This window comes from Shewanella sp. Isolate13 (genome assembly GCF_022398325.1).
GTDB lineage: Bacteria > Pseudomonadota > Gammaproteobacteria > Enterobacterales > Shewanellaceae > Shewanella.
This window is the reverse complement of sequence record NZ_JAKEVD010000059.1, coordinates 1-16,284: the sequence shown is the minus strand read 5'-3', so window position 1 is coordinate 16,284 and position 16,284 is coordinate 1. Positions and strand designations below refer to the sequence as shown.

The window sequence follows — 16,284 nt, the reverse complement described above, 5'->3', positions numbered from 1 at the left end:
TGGTTACTTAAAAGCTCCACGGTACAAAAAAGGATGTTCCACGTGGAACATCCTTTTTATTTTTAAGAGCTAGGCTTGTGTATAAATAGGTTCTAGGTTCTAGGTTCTAGGTTCTAGGTTCTAGGTTCTAGGTTCTAGCATCAAGCTAACAACCCTAACCTTCATTACTCATTTTTATTTTAAGAATGTGTCAGTCCTGCGGACTATTACTCTTCTTTTCTGATTTTCCGAGAAAATTTACATATCACTTAAGTGACAGGCTAAAGCCCGACCTACAAAAATCAAATTATTACGTCTTTTCCGTGAGTGAGCTTACGAACGTTCTGTTATCCGTCAGCAAAGCGTTCGGCCCAGCTTTGCTCTTTCATCGTCCCTAGGATCTTTCTTAGCTTTTCCTAGAACCTTCTTTGCTATAACAAAAACAATCTGTGGTGTGGTCATTAACCATACCAACAGCCTGCATAAAGGCATAACAAATAGTCGGCCCGACAAAGTTAAAACCTAGCTTCTTTAACGCCTTTGACATAGCTTCAGACTCTGGAGTTTGAGTAGGTAATTCACTCATAGCAGAGAAATGATTTACCTTGGGTGAACCGCCGACAAAGGACCATAAAAAGTCTGAAAAATCATTACCCTGCTCAACAAATGCCAGGTAAGCTTTGGCGTTTCTGATGATCGAGTTTACTTTTAAACGATTGCGCACAATGCCCGGATTGAGCAGTAACTGTTCCACTTTATCGGCATCAAATGTCGCAATAATCTTAGGATTAAAATTTGCAAATAGCGCTTGATAATTTTGCTGTTTTTTAAGAATAGTAATCCAAGATAAGCCAGCCTGTTGACCATCTAAACACAGCTTCTCAAATAGCTCTTGGCTGTTAAAAACGGGCTTACCCCACACCTTATCGTGATACTCCTGATAAAGAGGATCACTACCAACCCAGCCGCAACGCATCACTTCCATAAAGCCATTCCTAAATTTTTAACTAACCAGATAAAAAATAACCTACATAAGCGTTATTCTACAAGGTATAATCGATACCATTTTCTATTAAGGCTTCCAGGCAGTAGACAAGCGGATATGACGACGAAACACGACGTGAAAACATTCCAGGGCTTCATTATGACCCTGCAGGAATACTGGGCGCAGCAAGGTTGCGCAATCGTTCAACCATTGGACATGGAAGTAGGTGCGGGTACATTCCACCCTATGACATTCTTACGTTCATTAGGCCCAGAGCCAATGAGCAGTGCCTATGTTCAACCATGTCGCCGCCCAACTGATGGCCGTTACGGTGAAAACCCTAACCGTCTTCAGCACTACTACCAATACCAAGTAGTATTAAAGCCATCACCAAGCAACATTCAGGAACTTTACCTAGGTTCACTTGAAGCACTTGGTGTGGACATGAATGTCCATGATGTTCGCTTCGTAGAAGACAACTGGGAATCACCTACTCTGGGTGCCTGGGGTCTAGGTTGGGAAGTTTGGCTAAACGGTATGGAAGTATCTCAGTTTACTTACTTCCAGCAAGTTGGTGGTCTTGAGTGTAAGCCTGTTACTGGCGAAATCACTTACGGTCTAGAACGCCTTGCCATGTACATTCAAGAAGTAGATAGCGTTTACGATCTTGTTTGGACTGATGGCCCAATGGGCAAAGTCATGTACGGTGATATCTTCCATCAAAACGAAGTTGAGCAATCAACTTACAACTTTGAACATGCCGATGTTGAAGTACTATTCAAGATGTTTGACGACTGTGAGCAAGCTTGTCAGCGTTTATTAACGCTAGAAAAGCCTCTTCCACTCCCTGCTTACGAGCAAGTAATGAAAGCCTCTCATGCATTTAACTTGCTTGATGCTCGCCACGCTATCTCTGTTACTGAGCGCCAGCGTTATATCTTACGCGTTCGTACCATGGCTAAAGGCGTTGCAGAATCTTACTATCAGGCCCGTGAAGCGCTTGGCTTCCCAATGTGTAAGTAGAGGAATAACAGATGAACTTTGAAAACTTACTGATTGAAGTCGGCACTGAAGAGTTACCACCAAAATCACTACGTAAACTGGCTGAGTCATTTCTTGCCAACTTTACTGAAGAGTTAACTAAAGCAGAGCTGAGCTTTGAGTCAGCAGTTTGGCACGCAGCGCCACGCCGCCTAGCAATTTGTGTTAACCAACTTGCGCTAGCACAAGCAGACAAAGTGGTTGAGAAGCGCGGCCCTGCGGTAGCTCAAGCTTTTGATGCTGACGGTAACCCAACTAAAGCCGCTATGGGCTGGGCCCGTGGCAACGGTATCACTGTTGAGCAAGCTGAACGCTTAAAGACTGACAAAGGCGAGTGGTTACTGCATCAAGCGCGTGTTGTTGGTGTTGAAACTAAGAGCCTGATAGCCGATATGGCGCAGCGCTCACTAGATAAGTTACCTATCCCTAAGCCAATGCGTTGGGGCAGTAACACCACACAATTTATCCGCCCTGTTCACACTGTAACTATGTTACTTGGTAGTGAAGTGGTTGACGGTGAATTACTAGGCATCAAGTCTGATCGCGTTATTCGTGGTCACCGCTTTATGGGCGAGTCTAGCTTCGAGTTAGATCACGCTGACAACTACCTTGTTGCTCTTAAAGAGAAAGGCAAGGTTTTAGCGGATTACGAAGCACGTAAGGCAATTATCAAAACTGATGCAGAAGCTGCAGCAGCGAAGATTGGTGGCGTAGCGGATCTTGAAGATGAGCTGCTAGAAGAAGTGACTTCTCTTGTTGAATGGCCAGTAGTACTTACTGCAAGCTTCGAAGAGAAGTTCTTAGACGTACCAGCTGAAGCTTTGGTTTACACTATGAAAGGTGACCAAAAGTACTTCCCTGTATTTGATAATGCGGGTCAGTTGCTACCAAACTTTATCTTCGTGACTAACATCGAATCTAAAGATCCACAGCAAATCATTTCGGGTAACGAGAAAGTGGTTCGCCCACGTCTTGCCGATGCTGAGTTCTTCTTCGAGACCGATAAGAAAGACACACTTGAGTCTCGTCTTGCTAGCCTAGAAACCGTTGTATTCCAAAAGCAGCTTGGCACCATCAAGCAACGCGTTGAACGTATTTCTGCGATGGCCGGTTACATTGCTACTAGCATTGATGCGAACAGCGAAGAAGCTGCTCGTGCCGGTCTATTATCTAAGTCAGATTTAATGACTAACATGGTAATGGAATTTACCGATCTTCAAGGCACCATGGGTATGCATTACGCACGCCTAAATGGTGAAACTGAAGCTGTAGCAGTTGCACTGTCTGAACAATATAAGCCTAAGTTCTCTGGCGATACCGTACCAACAGCACCTATCTCTATTTGTGTGGCATTGGCTGAGAAGCTAGACACATTAGTAGGTATTTTTGGTATTGGCCAAGCACCTAAAGGCGCTGCGGATCCATTCGCACTACGTCGTGCAGCTATTGGTGTGCTACGTATCTGTTTAGAGAACAACTTACCGCTAGACCTTGTAGACCTCATTGCTAAGGCACAAGAGTTACACGGTGAAAACCTAACTAATGCCGATGTTGCTGAACAAGTTCTAGAGTTCTTTATGGCTCGTTTCCGTGCTTGGTACCAAGATCAAGGCGTGAGTGTAGACGTGATCTTAGCCGTATTGGCTCGTCGCCCTACTGCTCCTGCTGATTTTGAAAGCCGCATTAAAGCAGTTGCTCACTTCAGAACCCTTGAACAAGCATCTGCACTCGCGGCTGCTAACAAGCGTGTATCTAACATTTTAGCTAAAGTTGAAGGCGAGCTAGCTGCCGCTATCGATGACAAGCTACTTGTAGAGCCAGCTGAAAAAGCATTGGCTGAAAAGCTTGCAGAATTACAACCACAACTAGCGCCGCTATTTGCAGCCGCTAACTACCAAGAAGCATTAGCATTACTTGCTAGCCTACGTGAAAGCGTAGACACCTTTTTTGAAGATGTGATGGTAATGGCTGATGATGAAGCGCTGAAGAACAACCGCCTAGCACTACTATCTAGCCTACGTGAGCAGTTCTTACATGCTGCAGATATTTCACTGCTTCAGTAATTGCTAAGCGATGAAATAGAAAAAACGCGCCATTTGGCGCGTTTTTTGTTGGCTGATGATTAATAGCTAAAACTGCATCAGTTTATGATGCAATTGTTCAAAGGTTTCAGCGTCAATTGCCGCATCAAATAACAAGCGCTCTAATTGCTCAGCCGATAACTTACCCGCCTCCAATAACATAGAGCACTCACTAATAAGATTCGCTCGCCAAACAACCTCTGCAAGGCCACCAGCAGGCTTAGAATCCACAACAGCAAGACGACTAAGCTCAGCCTCAAATAAGCTTGGCAACTCCCAATAGCGAGCCAGCAAGGCACTTAAACTTAGCGACTTAGCTGTCATCACCTGCCTAAACAGGCTCGAACAAGGTTGCTCTCCTGGCTCTGCTTGTTTAAAGGCTTCTAGCAAGAGTTTGAAAATCGCTATCTTGCCCACATCATGGAGTAAACCAAGTAGAAAGGCTGTGTCAGAGTCCTCTTGAGTTAGCTCACTCGATAGATAAGCTACCTGCATAGAGTGGCGCCAAATTTGACTACCAAAACGCCTAAAATAGATGGGCTGAATATCGATAACTTCACGCATCATTGCTGTCGTGACAAAGCGGCGCATCTGCTCACGCCCGAGCTGGACCAGTGCAACTTGTAAGCTAGTCACCTCTTTATCGTTACGTTTAAAAAGCGGTGAGTTGCACAGCTTGAGTACCTCAACGCTCAAAACAGGATCTCTCTCAATTAGCGCTAACAGTGCTTTGGTATCCGTGCTCTCATCTGCAAGCTGCTGATCTAATGCTGCAACTTGGGTAGGTAACTTTAATACCCTTTCAGCAATCGCCTTGGGGGATGTTAACGCTGCTTCGACCCGCCTAAATACATTCTTTTCCAACTCATTTGCAGTACCGCTAAGCTGAATGCTTGGGAAAAGTAAGCTATAAAATAGTGCCGATAGATCGATTGGCGCCACAGCCATAGGGCTTGAAGCTGCTGGCAGGGATGCTGTAGCAGGCTCATTTTGCCTAGAGTGAAACTGCTCCATTGAACCGCTAAAGCTCTTCGGCTTTTCGATGACAACTTGTTCTCTGATATTAAACAGCTTTTTAAAGGCTTTACTAATCAATTTTCTATGACCGGGTATAGAGTTGCTAATAAAAAAATCGGTGCCTATAGCACCGATTTTCATCAATTTCTTAATCTAGCAATAAAGCTAAACCTAAACGTCGAGGTTCGCCACATTCAGAGCGTTAGCTTCGATAAAGTCACGACGCGGCTCAACCTGATCACCCATCAAGCAGGTAAATAGTTGGTCAGCAGCAATCGCATCTTCAATCGTCACTTGCAGCATACGACGAGACTCAGGATCCATTGTCGTTTCCCACAATTGCTCAGGGTTCATCTCACCCAACCCTTTATAACGCTGGATATATAGACCACGCTTAGATTCGTTCATCAACCAATCTAATGCTTCAACGAAGCTGGTGACATCTTTAGTACGCTCACCACGTTGCACATAACCGCCCTCTTCGATCAAGCCATTGATCTCACCACCCATCTTAACGATGCGCTGGTAATCATTTGACTGGAAGAAGTCATAAGAGAATAGGTAATGCGTATCGATACCGTGCTTACGAATCGTGATCTTAGGCAAGTAAGATTGACGCTCAGGATCAAGTACAGGCTCTGCACTATACAAGATACCGCCAGTCTCTTTGTCAATTAAGTCAGCAACGAATGCATCAGCCCATGCTTTTACTTGCGCTTCATCTGCTAGCATCTCGTTAGTCAATGCTGGGTGATATAGCATTAAATCTGTTAGGTTTGCTGGGTAACGCTGCTCAAGACGAGCGATGATAGCCTCAACTTCACGGTACTGATTAACTAAACGCTCTAGCGGCTGACCAGACATGCCCGGTGTACCTTGAGACGAATAGATGTTGGCATTGTCTAGTGCCTGAGTCGTTAGGTACTCAGTCAACGCTGGATCATCTTTCAGATACTGTTCTTGCTTACCTTTCTTAACCTTGTATAGAGGAGGCTGTGCAATATACACGTACCCACGCTCAATAAGCTCAGGCATTTGACGGAAGAAGAAGGTCAACAGCAGCGTACGAATGTGCGAGCCGTCGACGTCAGCATCGGTCATGATAACGATGTTGTGATAACGTGTCTTATCAGGGTTATATTCGTCACGACCAATACCACAACCTAATGCAGTGATCAGCGTTGCCACTTCTTGCGAAGATAACATCTTATCGAAGCGTGCTTTCTCAACGTTTAGGATCTTACCCTTTAGTGGCAGAATCGCTTGGTTCTTACGGTTACGACCCTGCTTAGCACTACCGCCCGCAGAATCACCCTCCACTATGTAAATTTCAGAAAGACCAGGGTCTTTCTCTTGGCAGTCAGCTAGCTTACCTGGCAAACCACCTAAATCTAATGCGCCTTTACGACGTGTCATTTCACGTGCTTTACGCGCAGCTTCACGAGCACGTGCAGCATCGATAATCTTACCAACAATCAACTTAGCTTCGTTTGGATGCTCCATTAGGTAATCACCTAACTGCTCACCCATTGTCTGCTCAACCGCAGACTTAACTTCACTCGAAACTAGCTTATCTTTTGTCTGAGAACTGAACTTAGGATCCGGTACTTTTACAGAAATAACCGCAGTTAGACCTTCACGAGCATCATCACCCGTTGCCGCAGTCTTACCCTTCTTATTAAAGCCTTCACGTTCCATGTAGTTGTTCAGGTTACGTGTTAACGCACCACGGAAGCCCGCTAAGTGAGTACCACCATCACGCTGAGGAATGTTGTTGGTAAAACAGAAGATGTTCTCTTGGAAACCATCGTTCCACTGCATCGCGACTTCAACGGTAATACCGTCTTCACGCTCTTGGCAGAAATGGAAAACTTCTTTGTTTACAGGGGTCTTGTTAACGTTTAAGAAATCAACAAATGCACTAATACCGCCTTCGTACTTAAAGAACTCATCACGGTTGTCACGCTCATCAACTAAGCGAATACCCACACCTGAGTTCAAGAAAGATAATTCACGAACACGCTTAGCTAGAATGTCAAAGTGGAATTGTGTATCAGAGAAGGTCTCTGCACTTGGCCAGAAACGGATCTCTGTACCAGTATTGGTTGCTTCACCTACTTCTTTAATTGGCTCATCAGGCTCACCCATGGTGTAGAACTGCTCATACACCTTGCCGTCGCGGCGAATAGTAAGCTGAAGTTTTTTAGATAGCGCGTTAACTACCGATACACCTACACCGTGTAGACCGCCTGATACTTTATAAGAGTTATCATCGAACTTACCACCAGCGTGCAGTACAGTCATAATAACCTGAGCAGCAGACACCCCTTCTTCTGGGTGAATCGCAACCGGAATACCACGGCCATCATCGCGTACAGATACAGAACCATCGGCATGAATGGTAATATCGACGTCGTTACAGTGACCTGCTAACGCTTCATCGATAGAGTTATCGACAACTTCGAATACCATGTGATGTAGACCTGTGCCATCATCGGTATCACCGATATACATACCTGGTCTCTTACGTACCGCATCAAGGCCTTTTAAAACCTTAATACTCGAAGAATCATAACTATTCTCTGACATATTATTCTCTCGTCGGTTATTCAATTACCGTTACACGACCCTGTTCCACATGGAACGTCTTACTTGGTGGCGTGATTAACGAATCCACTATCGCTGCAGGCTCAATAGCCGTGACAAAAACTTGTGCCCCGGTATCCGCTAATTGCTGTAACAATAGTTTTCTATGCTGTGCATCCAATTCCGATGGAAGGTCATCCACCAGATAAATACTTTTTTTATCTATTTGTTGTTTAAGCAACTTTCCCTGTGCAATACGCAACGCACAGACTAACAACTTCAGTTGGCCACGGGATAGAGCATCTTGTGCAGGTAGGGTTCCTACCCGCAAACGTAAGTCTGCTTTGTGTGGTCCACTGACGGTATAGCCTATGGCTAAATCTCTGGGATACTGCGTCTCGAGTAGCTGCGCATACTCGGTTTTATTATCCCATCCTCGAGTAAAAGAAACCTTAACATCAACCTGAGGTAAAAACTCTCCGATTATACCCTTAAGTAGCTCATTTAACGAGTCTACATATTGCTTTCGTATCTCGGTAACCAGTTCAGCATAACGAATAAATTCTTTATCCCAAAACTGAATAGAACTATAGGGCGATCCATCTCTGAGTAACTGATTTCGCTGCTTTAAAATTCGACGAACATTCACCCATGCAGCATAAAAGCGTGGGTCGGAATGAAACGCGCCCCAATCAATAAACTGACGTCTAGATTTGGGGCCTTCGAACAACAAGGAAAAACTCTCAGGCGTGATCACTTGGATCGGCAGAGTTTCGGCTAATGTCGATAAACGCTTTACTTTATCACCATTGATTTTAACTTCAATATCACCGCTTCTAAAACGCCGTAAACCTATCTTGCTGAGCTCTTCGCCGTTAACCATATTGGCAAACAAGGTCAAAGCATCATCGTCATTCTTAATGACACGCTGGGAGAGGTGGCTGCGAAAGGAGCGCCCCATACCGAGGAAGTAAATGGCCTCAAGGATACTGGTTTTTCCACTGCCATTGTGGCCATAGATTAAGTTTAGCCCGTCACCCGGCTGCAATTGTGCAGAGGATATATTACGAAAAGCTTCGATATGGAGACGAGTAAGACTCATTGATGACCTTTATAACAACGGGGAGTGTTCTATTACTGAGTCACTTAGGTTAACCAGATAAAGCATATTAAACGCCTTTATCTGGCTGACCTTAAGTCAAGATAGAGGAGGTTGGGGACTATAAACGCATCGGCATAACAACATACATAGAGTCTTGCTCTATGTGGTTGTCGATAAGTGCGCTTGAGTTACCATCTATCAAGGTAATGCGTACATCATCTGAAGGTAGGTTATTCAGCACGTCGAGTAAGTAACTGACGTTAAAGCCTATCTCTAATGGCGCATTTTCATATTCAACATCTAAGATCTCTTCCGCTTCTTCCTGTTCAGGATTATTAGCGGTGATCTTAATTAAATTGTTTTCCAGCTGTACGCGCACGCCACGGAACTTCTCATTCGACAGAATAGAAGCACGCAGTAACGCTTGCTTTAACTGCTGACGGCTGGCAATAACGACTTTGTCGCCGCCTTTTGGCAATACGCGGCGATAATCAGGGAAACGACCATCCACCAGCTTACTGGTAAATACTGCCGTCGCTGTCGTTGCCCTGATCGCATTGTCACCAATTGCAATGGTCACGTCGAGATCGTCGGCTTCAAACGAGCGCATCAGCTCTAATACACCTTTGCGCGGCACGATCACTTGCTTTTCAGGCAGTGACGCTTCGATCATTCGATGACTCAGTGCCAAACGGTGTCCGTCTGTCGCAATCGCGCGTAGCACATTCCCTTCGGTTTCCAATAACAGACCGTTAAGGTAGTAACGCACGTCTTGGTTAGCCATGGAGAACTGTGTCGCATCAATTAGCGACTTCATGGTGCCCTGCTTCAGAGTAAACTCTATCTCAGCTTCAAAAGCATCGACGTTTGGATACTCTTCAGCTGGCAAGGTCGCTAACGTAAAGCGACTACGGCCAGAACGTAATAACAAGCGATTGTCTTGCTGTTCTATTTTAAGCTCCACCTGATCCGGCAGTGACTTAACAATATCTAAAAACTTCTTCGCCGGGACAGTTGTTCGCCCCTCAAGGATCTCACCTTCTAGCTGAACTTCGCCGACTAATTCGACCTCTAAATCGGTTCCAGTCAACTTTAGTGAGTGATTACTCACTTCAACTAAAAGGTTTGCCAGTATAGGCAAGTTATGTCGCCTTTCTACCGCGCCACTAACGAGTTGCAGCGGTTTTAATAAGGCATCCCTATCAATTGAGAATTTCATTGATTCAATATCCCTGATCTTAAGAAGATAAAGTTCTTATCAAGTTAGCATAATCTTCTTTAATGTCATGACTTTCTTCACGCAACTGCGCAATTTTACGACACGCATGTAAAACCGTTGTATGGTCACGACCACCAAAGGCATCGCCAATTTCGGGCAAACTCTGGTTGGTTAGCTCTTTCGATAATGCCATCGCCATCTGTCTTGGACGCGCAACGCTACGGGAACGACGCTTAGACAGCATATCGGCCATCTTAATCTTGTAGTATTCCGCTACCGTCTTCTGAATATTATCAATCGTCACCAACTTCTCTTGTAGAGCGAGTAAGTCACGTAGTGCTTCACGAACAAAGTCGATAGTGATCGGACGGCCAGTAAAGTTAGCATTAGCAATTACACGGTTCAGTGCGCCTTCAAGCTCACGAACGTTCGAACGTAAACGCTTAGCAATAAAGAACGCCACTTCATCCGGCAAGTTAATCCCACTCTCTTGTGCCTTACGCATCAAGATCGCCACACGGGTTTCTAACTCTGGTGGCTCAATAGCAACCGTTAGACCCCAACCGAAACGTGACTTAAGACGATCTTCAACACCATCGATCTCTTTTGGATATTTATCCGAAGTCAGAATGATCTGATGATTACCTTCTAATAAGGCATTAAAGGTATGGAAGAATTCTTCTTGAGATCTGTCTTTGTTAGCAAAGAATTGAATGTCATCAATAAACAGCGCGTCAACACTTCGGTAGTAACGCTTGAATTCTTCGATCGCGTTATTTTGTAACGCCTTAACCATATCTTGCACAAAACGCTCAGAATGCATGTAAACCACTTTTGCATCTGGCTTATTCTTAATAATGCCATTACCAACAGCGTGCAATAGGTGAGTCTTACCTAAACCGGTGCCACCATAAAGGAACAACGGGTTATACGCACCACCAGGATTTTCAGCCACCTGCAAAGCAGCCGCTTTACCTAATTGGTTTGATTTACCTTCTACGAAGTTATCAAACTGGTAAGTCGGATTAATGTTACTACGATGATTAGCATTCGCCATTGGCTCTGCATGCGGAGTATTGAAAGAAGGCTTGGCCACTTCTCTACTAGCAGGCTTGCTACTCTTTACTGCAGCTGTGGCCTGAACAACTGGCTTCGCCGATGGGCGACTGCCGATATCGAAACGCAAACTTGGCGCATCGTTACCCATTTGTTCAGTAAAAAATTGGTTGATGATATTAAGGTATTTATCCCTAACCCAATCCAAAACAAAACGATTAGGCGCATAGATGACGAGCGTGTCGCCTTCCATTTCTGCTTGTAACGGTCTTATCCACATACTGAATTGCTGAGCAGATAGCTCATCTTGCAGCCTTGCGATACATTGTTGCCAAAGTGAAACCGCCACTGTAGTTATCCCCAGAAGATCATACAAAAGAGGTCTATTCTATAGTGAGATCACGCTGATCGCTATCCTTTAAATAGATTTATCCCCAGATAGATCAACTAATCATTAAGATCTCGATCTTAAAAGATCCCTTGCGATCAAAAAAAATTAGCCAAGCTGCAAATCCAGCTTTATAAAGCGATCCAGATCGATCTATAATAGATGACCTTCGATCTGCTTTTTGATCTACTAAACCACAAGATGTAGTGGTAACTCACAGAGTTATCCACACATTATAGTAGCGTTAAACCTTCGAAGAATATTCGGAGATGCCAATATTTCATCACTTGTGCGCTTTCCTTGTTGACGAGGATAACTAAAGTGATTACAATTCGGCCTCTTTTTTGCCCTTAGCTCTATTTATAGAGTGTAAGGATTATTAACCTAACAAAGACGGATTGCCATAATGAGTAAACGTACTTTTCAACCTAGCAACCTGAAGCGCAAGCGTTCTCACGGCTTCCGCGCTCGTATGGCTACAGTAGGTGGCCGTAAGGTCATCGCACGTCGCCGTGCTAAAGGTCGCGCTCGTCTTTCTGCGTAATCGTAGAAATGCAAGTGACTAGCTACACCTTTACGCGGGAGTTACGTTTGTTAACTCCCGCGCAATTTAAATCTGTATTTACCAAACCTATCAAAGCGTCCTCCGCTGAAATAACCTTACTTGCAATTCCTAATTCTGAACAACATCCTCGTTTAGGACTAACTGTTGCCAAGCGTTATGTCAAAAAAGCAAACCAACGTAACCGTATTAAACGCATAATTAGAGATAATTTCCGTTTACACCAGCATGATCTACCCGCTGTGGATATCGTTGTGCTTGTAAGAAATGGCGTGCTTGATATGGAAAACGCAGAACTTAAAAACTTAGTAGAAAAGCTATGGCGAAAACTCAGTCGCCGTTACAATGGCTAGCAACTACGATTATTCGTGGTTACCAACTACTCATAAGCCCCATGCTGGGGCCTCGTTGTAGGTTCAATCCAACGTGTTCACATTACGCAATCGAAGCAATTCGTTTGCATGGAGTGGTGAAAGGGTGTTGGTTTGCAGGTAAACGCATATTAAAATGTCACCCTTTACATCCGGGCGGTGAAGACCCCGTCCCTAACAAAAAACATAGGTGCGATAAATAGGTTATGGAATCTCAACGCAATATATTGCTGATCGGTTTGCTGTTTGTCAGCTTCCTACTGTGGCAACAGTGGCAAGCAGATAAAGCTCCTCAACCGGTGGCAGCAGCTCAAACTCAATCTTCAATCCCTGCTTCAACGGTTGCTGACGCTCATAGCTCAGACGTACCTGATGCCGATTCAGCTGTACCAGAAACGGTTACCGCATCAAAAGAGCTAATCACAGTTATTACTGACCAACTAGAGATCAAAATTGACCCTGTTGGTGGTGATATTGTTTACTCAGCCCTTCTTGCTCACAAGCTTGAAGAAAATGGAGACGATCCATTCGTTCTTCTTGAGCAGACAAATGATATCTACTATATCGCACAGAGTGGCCTAATTGGTCGTGACGGTATTGATAGTAGTGTTAAAGGTCGAGCTCACTTTGACAGTGCTTCACGTGAGTACAAATTGACTGATGGTCAAGACACACTAAGCGTACCTTTGACTTACGTTAGTGACAAAGGTGTTACTTACACCAAAGTATTTGTCTTCACTCGTGGTAAATACAACGTCGCTGTTGACTACAAAATTAACAACACTTCAGATGCACAGCTTCAAGTTCAAATGTATGGACAGATCAAGCACAGCATCAAGAAGAGCGAAAGCAGCATGATGATGCCAACTTACCGTGGCGCAGCGTTCTCAACTGCTGATGTTCGCTACGAGAAGTACAGCTTCGACGATATGGTAGATAAGAACCTAGATGACACAACACTAGGTGGCTGGGTAGCAATGCTACAGCACTACTTCGTATCGGCCTGGGTACCACCAGCAGCAGAGAAGAATATTATCTTCTCTAGCGTAAAAAATGGACTCGCGAACATTGGTTTCCGTGGTGAGCTACAAGATATCGCTCCTGGCGCTGAAAAAACGATTTCAGCTGAGTTCTATGTTGGTCCTAAAGATCAAAAAGCACTATCAGCGCTTTCTCCATCGCTAAACCTAGTAGTTGATTATGGCTTCCTATGGTGGTTAGCAGTACCTATCTACAAACTATTGATGTTCTTCCAATCAATCGTTGGTAACTGGGGTATCGCTATTATCCTAATCACCCTAACTGTTCGTGGTCTGCTATACCCGCTAACGAAAGCGCAATACACCTCTATGGCGAAAATGCGTAATCTACAGCCTAAGCTTGCAGATCTAAAAGAGCGTTTTGGTGATGACCGTCAGAAGATGGGTCAGGCTATGATGGAACTGTACAAGAAAGAGAAAGTAAACCCTATGGGTGGCTGTCTTCCAATCTTGCTACAGATGCCTATTTTCATCGCACTATACTGGGTACTACTAGAAAGTGTTGAATTGCGTCACGCGCCATTCATGCTATGGATTACTGACTTGTCAGTTCAAGATCCTTACTACGTGCTACCAATCCTAATGGGTATCTCGATGTTCATTATGCAGAAGATGCAGCCAATGGCACCGACTATGGACCCAATGCAAGTTAAGATGATGCAGTGGATGCCAGTGATCTTTACCGTATTCTTCCTATGGTTCCCAGCAGGTCTGGTTCTATACTGGTTGGTAGGTAACTTAGTGGCGATTACGCAGCAGAAAATTATCTATGCTGGTCTGGAGAAAAAAGGGTTAAAATAACCTTTAGCTCTGACTAACAAAAAGCGGTCTAATACTGAGTATTGACCGCTTTTTTGCTTTCTATGTAGAGACAATATTTTTTACTTCACCTGAAAATCAAATTAGGAAACACAGTAATGACTACAGATACTATCGTGGCACAAGCGACCGCTCCCGGACGTGGTGGCGTAGGTATTATTCGCGTATCTGGCGACTTAGCGAGTAATGTTGCTATGGCCGTTTTAGGGCATATTCCTAAAACTCGCTACGCAGATTACTGTGATTTTAAAGATGAAACAGGTGAAGTGATTGACCAAGGTATCGCGCTATTCTTTAAAGGTCCAAATTCCTTTACCGGTGAAGATGTACTCGAGCTGCAAGGCCACGGCGGTCAAATCGTTCTCGACATGCTGATTAAGCGTGTGATGGAAGTCGATGGACTGCGTATTGCGAAACCCGGTGAATTCAGTGAACAGGCTTTCATGAATGACAAGCTTGACTTGACTCAGGCCGAAGCGATTGCCGACCTAATTGATGCGACTAGCGAACAGGCCGCTAAAAGCGCTCTAAACTCACTTCAGGGTGAATTCTCAACTCAGGTACATGATCTGGTAGAAAAGGTCACAAATCTACGCCTATACGTCGAGGCAGCGATTGATTTCCCTGATGAAGAGGTCGATTTCCTATCTGACGGTAAAATTGCCGCCTCTTTAAATGGGATTATTGGCAAGCTCGATGGTGTTCAAGCTAGCGCTAAGCAAGGCTCAATTATTCGAGAAGGCATGAAGGTAGTGATTGCGGGCCGCCCTAACGCTGGTAAATCTAGCCTATTGAATGCCCTCGCCGGTAAAGAATCGGCTATTGTCACCGAAATTGCAGGTACCACTCGCGATGTACTGCGTGAACATATCCATTTAGATGGTATGCCACTGCATATTATCGATACCGCAGGCTTACGTGATACCGCCGATACGGTGGAGAAGATAGGTATCGAACGTGCTTGGGACGAGATAAAAACCGCCGATCGAGTGCTGTTTATGGTCGATGGTACAACGACTGATGCTGTTGATCCCCACGAAATTTGGCCAGACTTTATCGATCGCCTTCCGAATAACTTAGGTGTGACAGTCGTGCGTAACAAAGCCGATCTTACGGGTGAAGATCTCGCTATCACGCAAGAAGCCGGACATAGCATCTACCGGATCTCAGCGAAAACAGGCTTAGGCGTAGAAGATCTAAAGCAACACCTGAAGTCATTAATGGGCTATCAGAGCAACCTTGAAGGCGGCTTTATTGCCCGTCGCCGCCACTTAGAAGCGTTAGACTTGGCTAGCAGCCACCTAATGCTAGGTAAAGAGCAGTTAGAAGTGTATCAGGCGGGTGAACTACTCGCCGAAGAGTTACGTATGTGTCAGATGGCACTCTCAGAGATCACAGGTAAGTTCACCTCAGATGATCTGTTAGGTAAGATCTTTAGCTCATTCTGTATCGGTAAGTAAAACTTAGACTCCAGTTCTAAGTATAGATATTAATCGTTATAGCCTGATATCAACAGATTGCTTACCCAATTAATGAAGAAAAGCCACTAGTAACCCTAGTGGTTTTTTTGTTTTTTTCGCTTTTTTCCTTAGCTTTAGCAAACCTATATCTCCCTAAGCACTATTATCCAACACACCAACTGAACAGGCAGCCCTAACCTCACCCGGCTGGCCTTCACGCTCTGCTTTCACCGGAGTAATATAAAGAATCCCGGTCATAGCAAATTCATATGCTTACGCTATCGGTTGTAGATCTAAAATACCTAGCCCTTTCCTCTACACCACTTCACCTAGCAGTGACGAATGACTCCCTCATCAAACAGGAGGGATCAATAACACCAGCAACCTAGAAATAAGATCCTTGTTTGTGTATATATTGAAATAAATAATGGTAAGGAATGTGGAGAAAAGAACATTCCTCCTAGAAGACACGCAAAATAAACCGCTTCGACTGAAAGTAATGATCGAGATCATTAAAGCTCATATAAGTATCAACAGAGATATCAACAAGCAAAGTTGATCTGTGGATAGTTCTAGAT

Annotated in this window: 13 protein-coding genes; 7 read left to right on the top strand and 6 right to left on the bottom strand. The window is 44.5% G+C overall.

The genetic code is table 11. The annotated features are described in order from the left end of the window. Window positions 1-385 precede the first annotated feature (385 nt). The gene (locus tag L1D44_RS21195) at window positions 386-964 is read right to left on the bottom strand and encodes a DNA-3-methyladenine glycosylase I (RefSeq protein WP_239893185.1); all 579 of its coding nucleotides are present in this window, start codon (window positions 962-964) and stop codon (window positions 386-388) included. 117 nt (window positions 965-1,081) lie between these two features. Between L1D44_RS21195 and glyQ the strand changes: the two genes are divergently transcribed. Continuing rightward, window positions 1,082-1,987, top strand: coding sequence for a glycine--tRNA ligase subunit alpha (gene glyQ / locus L1D44_RS21190; RefSeq protein ID WP_239893184.1), 906 nt, complete (start codon window positions 1,082-1,084; stop codon window positions 1,985-1,987). Between the two features lie 11 nt (window positions 1,988-1,998). Continuing rightward, entirely contained in the window at window positions 1,999-4,068 is a 2,070-nt protein-coding gene (gene glyS, locus L1D44_RS21185) for a glycine--tRNA ligase subunit beta (RefSeq protein ID WP_239893183.1), read from the top strand. 66 nt (window positions 4,069-4,134) lie between these two features. Here glyS and L1D44_RS21180 read toward each other — a convergent pair whose 3' ends face one another. From L1D44_RS21180 to dnaA, 5 genes are all read right to left on the bottom strand, one after another. Continuing rightward, window positions 4,135-5,181: an HDOD domain-containing protein gene (locus tag L1D44_RS21180; protein WP_239893186.1), complete on the bottom strand. Its 1,047-nt coding sequence runs from the start codon at window positions 5,179-5,181 to the stop codon at window positions 4,135-4,137. 93 nt (window positions 5,182-5,274) lie between these two features. After that, window positions 5,275-7,692, bottom strand: coding sequence for a DNA topoisomerase (ATP-hydrolyzing) subunit B (gyrB, locus tag L1D44_RS21175; protein WP_239893182.1), 2,418 nt, complete (start codon window positions 7,690-7,692; stop codon window positions 5,275-5,277). Between the two features lie 16 nt (window positions 7,693-7,708). Next, complete coding sequence (gene recF / locus L1D44_RS21170; protein ID WP_220768874.1) at window positions 7,709-8,791, bottom strand: DNA replication/repair protein RecF; 1,083 nt, start codon at window positions 8,789-8,791, stop codon at window positions 7,709-7,711. Between the two features lie 118 nt (window positions 8,792-8,909). Further along, a complete protein-coding gene (dnaN, locus tag L1D44_RS21165) occupies window positions 8,910-10,010 on the bottom strand; it encodes a DNA polymerase III subunit beta (protein ID WP_220768875.1) in 1,101 nt (366 codons plus the stop codon). A 19-nt stretch (window positions 10,011-10,029) separates the two neighbouring features. Next, window positions 10,030-11,415, bottom strand: coding sequence for a chromosomal replication initiator protein DnaA (gene dnaA, locus L1D44_RS21160; RefSeq protein WP_239893181.1), 1,386 nt, complete (start codon window positions 11,413-11,415; stop codon window positions 10,030-10,032). 445 nt (window positions 11,416-11,860) lie between these two features. Here dnaA and rpmH point away from each other — a divergent pair, with 445 nt between their 5' ends. The 5 genes from rpmH (at window position 11,861) to mnmE (ending at window position 15,706) form a co-directional block, all read left to right on the top strand. After that, entirely contained in the window at window positions 11,861-11,998 is a 138-nt protein-coding gene (rpmH, locus tag L1D44_RS21155; RefSeq protein WP_011867659.1) for a 50S ribosomal protein L34, read from the top strand. Window positions 11,999-12,012: 14 nt separating this feature from the next. Next, entirely contained in the window at window positions 12,013-12,369 is a 357-nt protein-coding gene (gene rnpA / locus L1D44_RS21150) for a ribonuclease P protein component (RefSeq protein ID WP_086020069.1), read from the top strand. Then, window positions 12,336-12,590, top strand: a complete 255-nt coding sequence (gene yidD / locus L1D44_RS21145; RefSeq protein ID WP_239893180.1) for a membrane protein insertion efficiency factor YidD — start codon at window positions 12,336-12,338, stop codon at window positions 12,588-12,590. The genes rnpA and yidD overlap by 34 nt, the downstream gene beginning before the upstream one ends. Window positions 12,591-12,593: 3 nt before the next feature. Then, on the top strand, window positions 12,594-14,228 hold the full coding sequence (gene yidC, locus L1D44_RS21140; protein WP_239893179.1) for a membrane protein insertase YidC: 1,635 nt from the start codon (window positions 12,594-12,596) through the stop codon (window positions 14,226-14,228). Between the two features lie 116 nt (window positions 14,229-14,344). Next, complete coding sequence (gene mnmE / locus L1D44_RS21135; protein ID WP_239893178.1) at window positions 14,345-15,706, top strand: tRNA uridine-5-carboxymethylaminomethyl(34) synthesis GTPase MnmE; 1,362 nt, start codon at window positions 14,345-14,347, stop codon at window positions 15,704-15,706. Window positions 15,707-16,284: the final 578 nt, after the last annotated feature.

Excerpts from the sequence above, each read along its gene's own strand:
- dnaN (WP_220768875.1), bottom strand. The coding sequence starts at position 10,010 with ATGAAATTCTCAATTGATAGGGATGCCTTATTAAAACCGCTGCAACTC.
- L1D44_RS21195 (WP_239893185.1), bottom strand. The coding sequence starts at position 964 with ATGGAAGTGATGCGTTGCGGCTGGGTTGGTAGTGATCCTCTTTATCAG.
- glyS (WP_239893183.1), top strand. The coding sequence starts at position 1,999 with ATGAACTTTGAAAACTTACTGATTGAAGTCGGCACTGAAGAGTTACCA.
- glyQ (WP_239893184.1), top strand. The coding sequence starts at position 1,082 with ATGACGACGAAACACGACGTGAAAACATTCCAGGGCTTCATTATGACC.
- mnmE (WP_239893178.1), top strand. The coding sequence starts at position 14,345 with ATGACTACAGATACTATCGTGGCACAAGCGACCGCTCCCGGACGTGGT.
- yidD (WP_239893180.1), top strand. The coding sequence starts at position 12,336 with ATGGCGAAAACTCAGTCGCCGTTACAATGGCTAGCAACTACGATTATT.
- rpmH (WP_011867659.1), top strand. The coding sequence starts at position 11,861 with ATGAGTAAACGTACTTTTCAACCTAGCAACCTGAAGCGCAAGCGTTCT.
- yidC (WP_239893179.1), top strand. The coding sequence starts at position 12,594 with ATGGAATCTCAACGCAATATATTGCTGATCGGTTTGCTGTTTGTCAGC.
- gyrB (WP_239893182.1), bottom strand. The coding sequence starts at position 7,692 with ATGTCAGAGAATAGTTATGATTCTTCGAGTATTAAGGTTTTAAAAGGC.
- recF (WP_220768874.1), bottom strand. The coding sequence starts at position 8,791 with ATGAGTCTTACTCGTCTCCATATCGAAGCTTTTCGTAATATATCCTCT.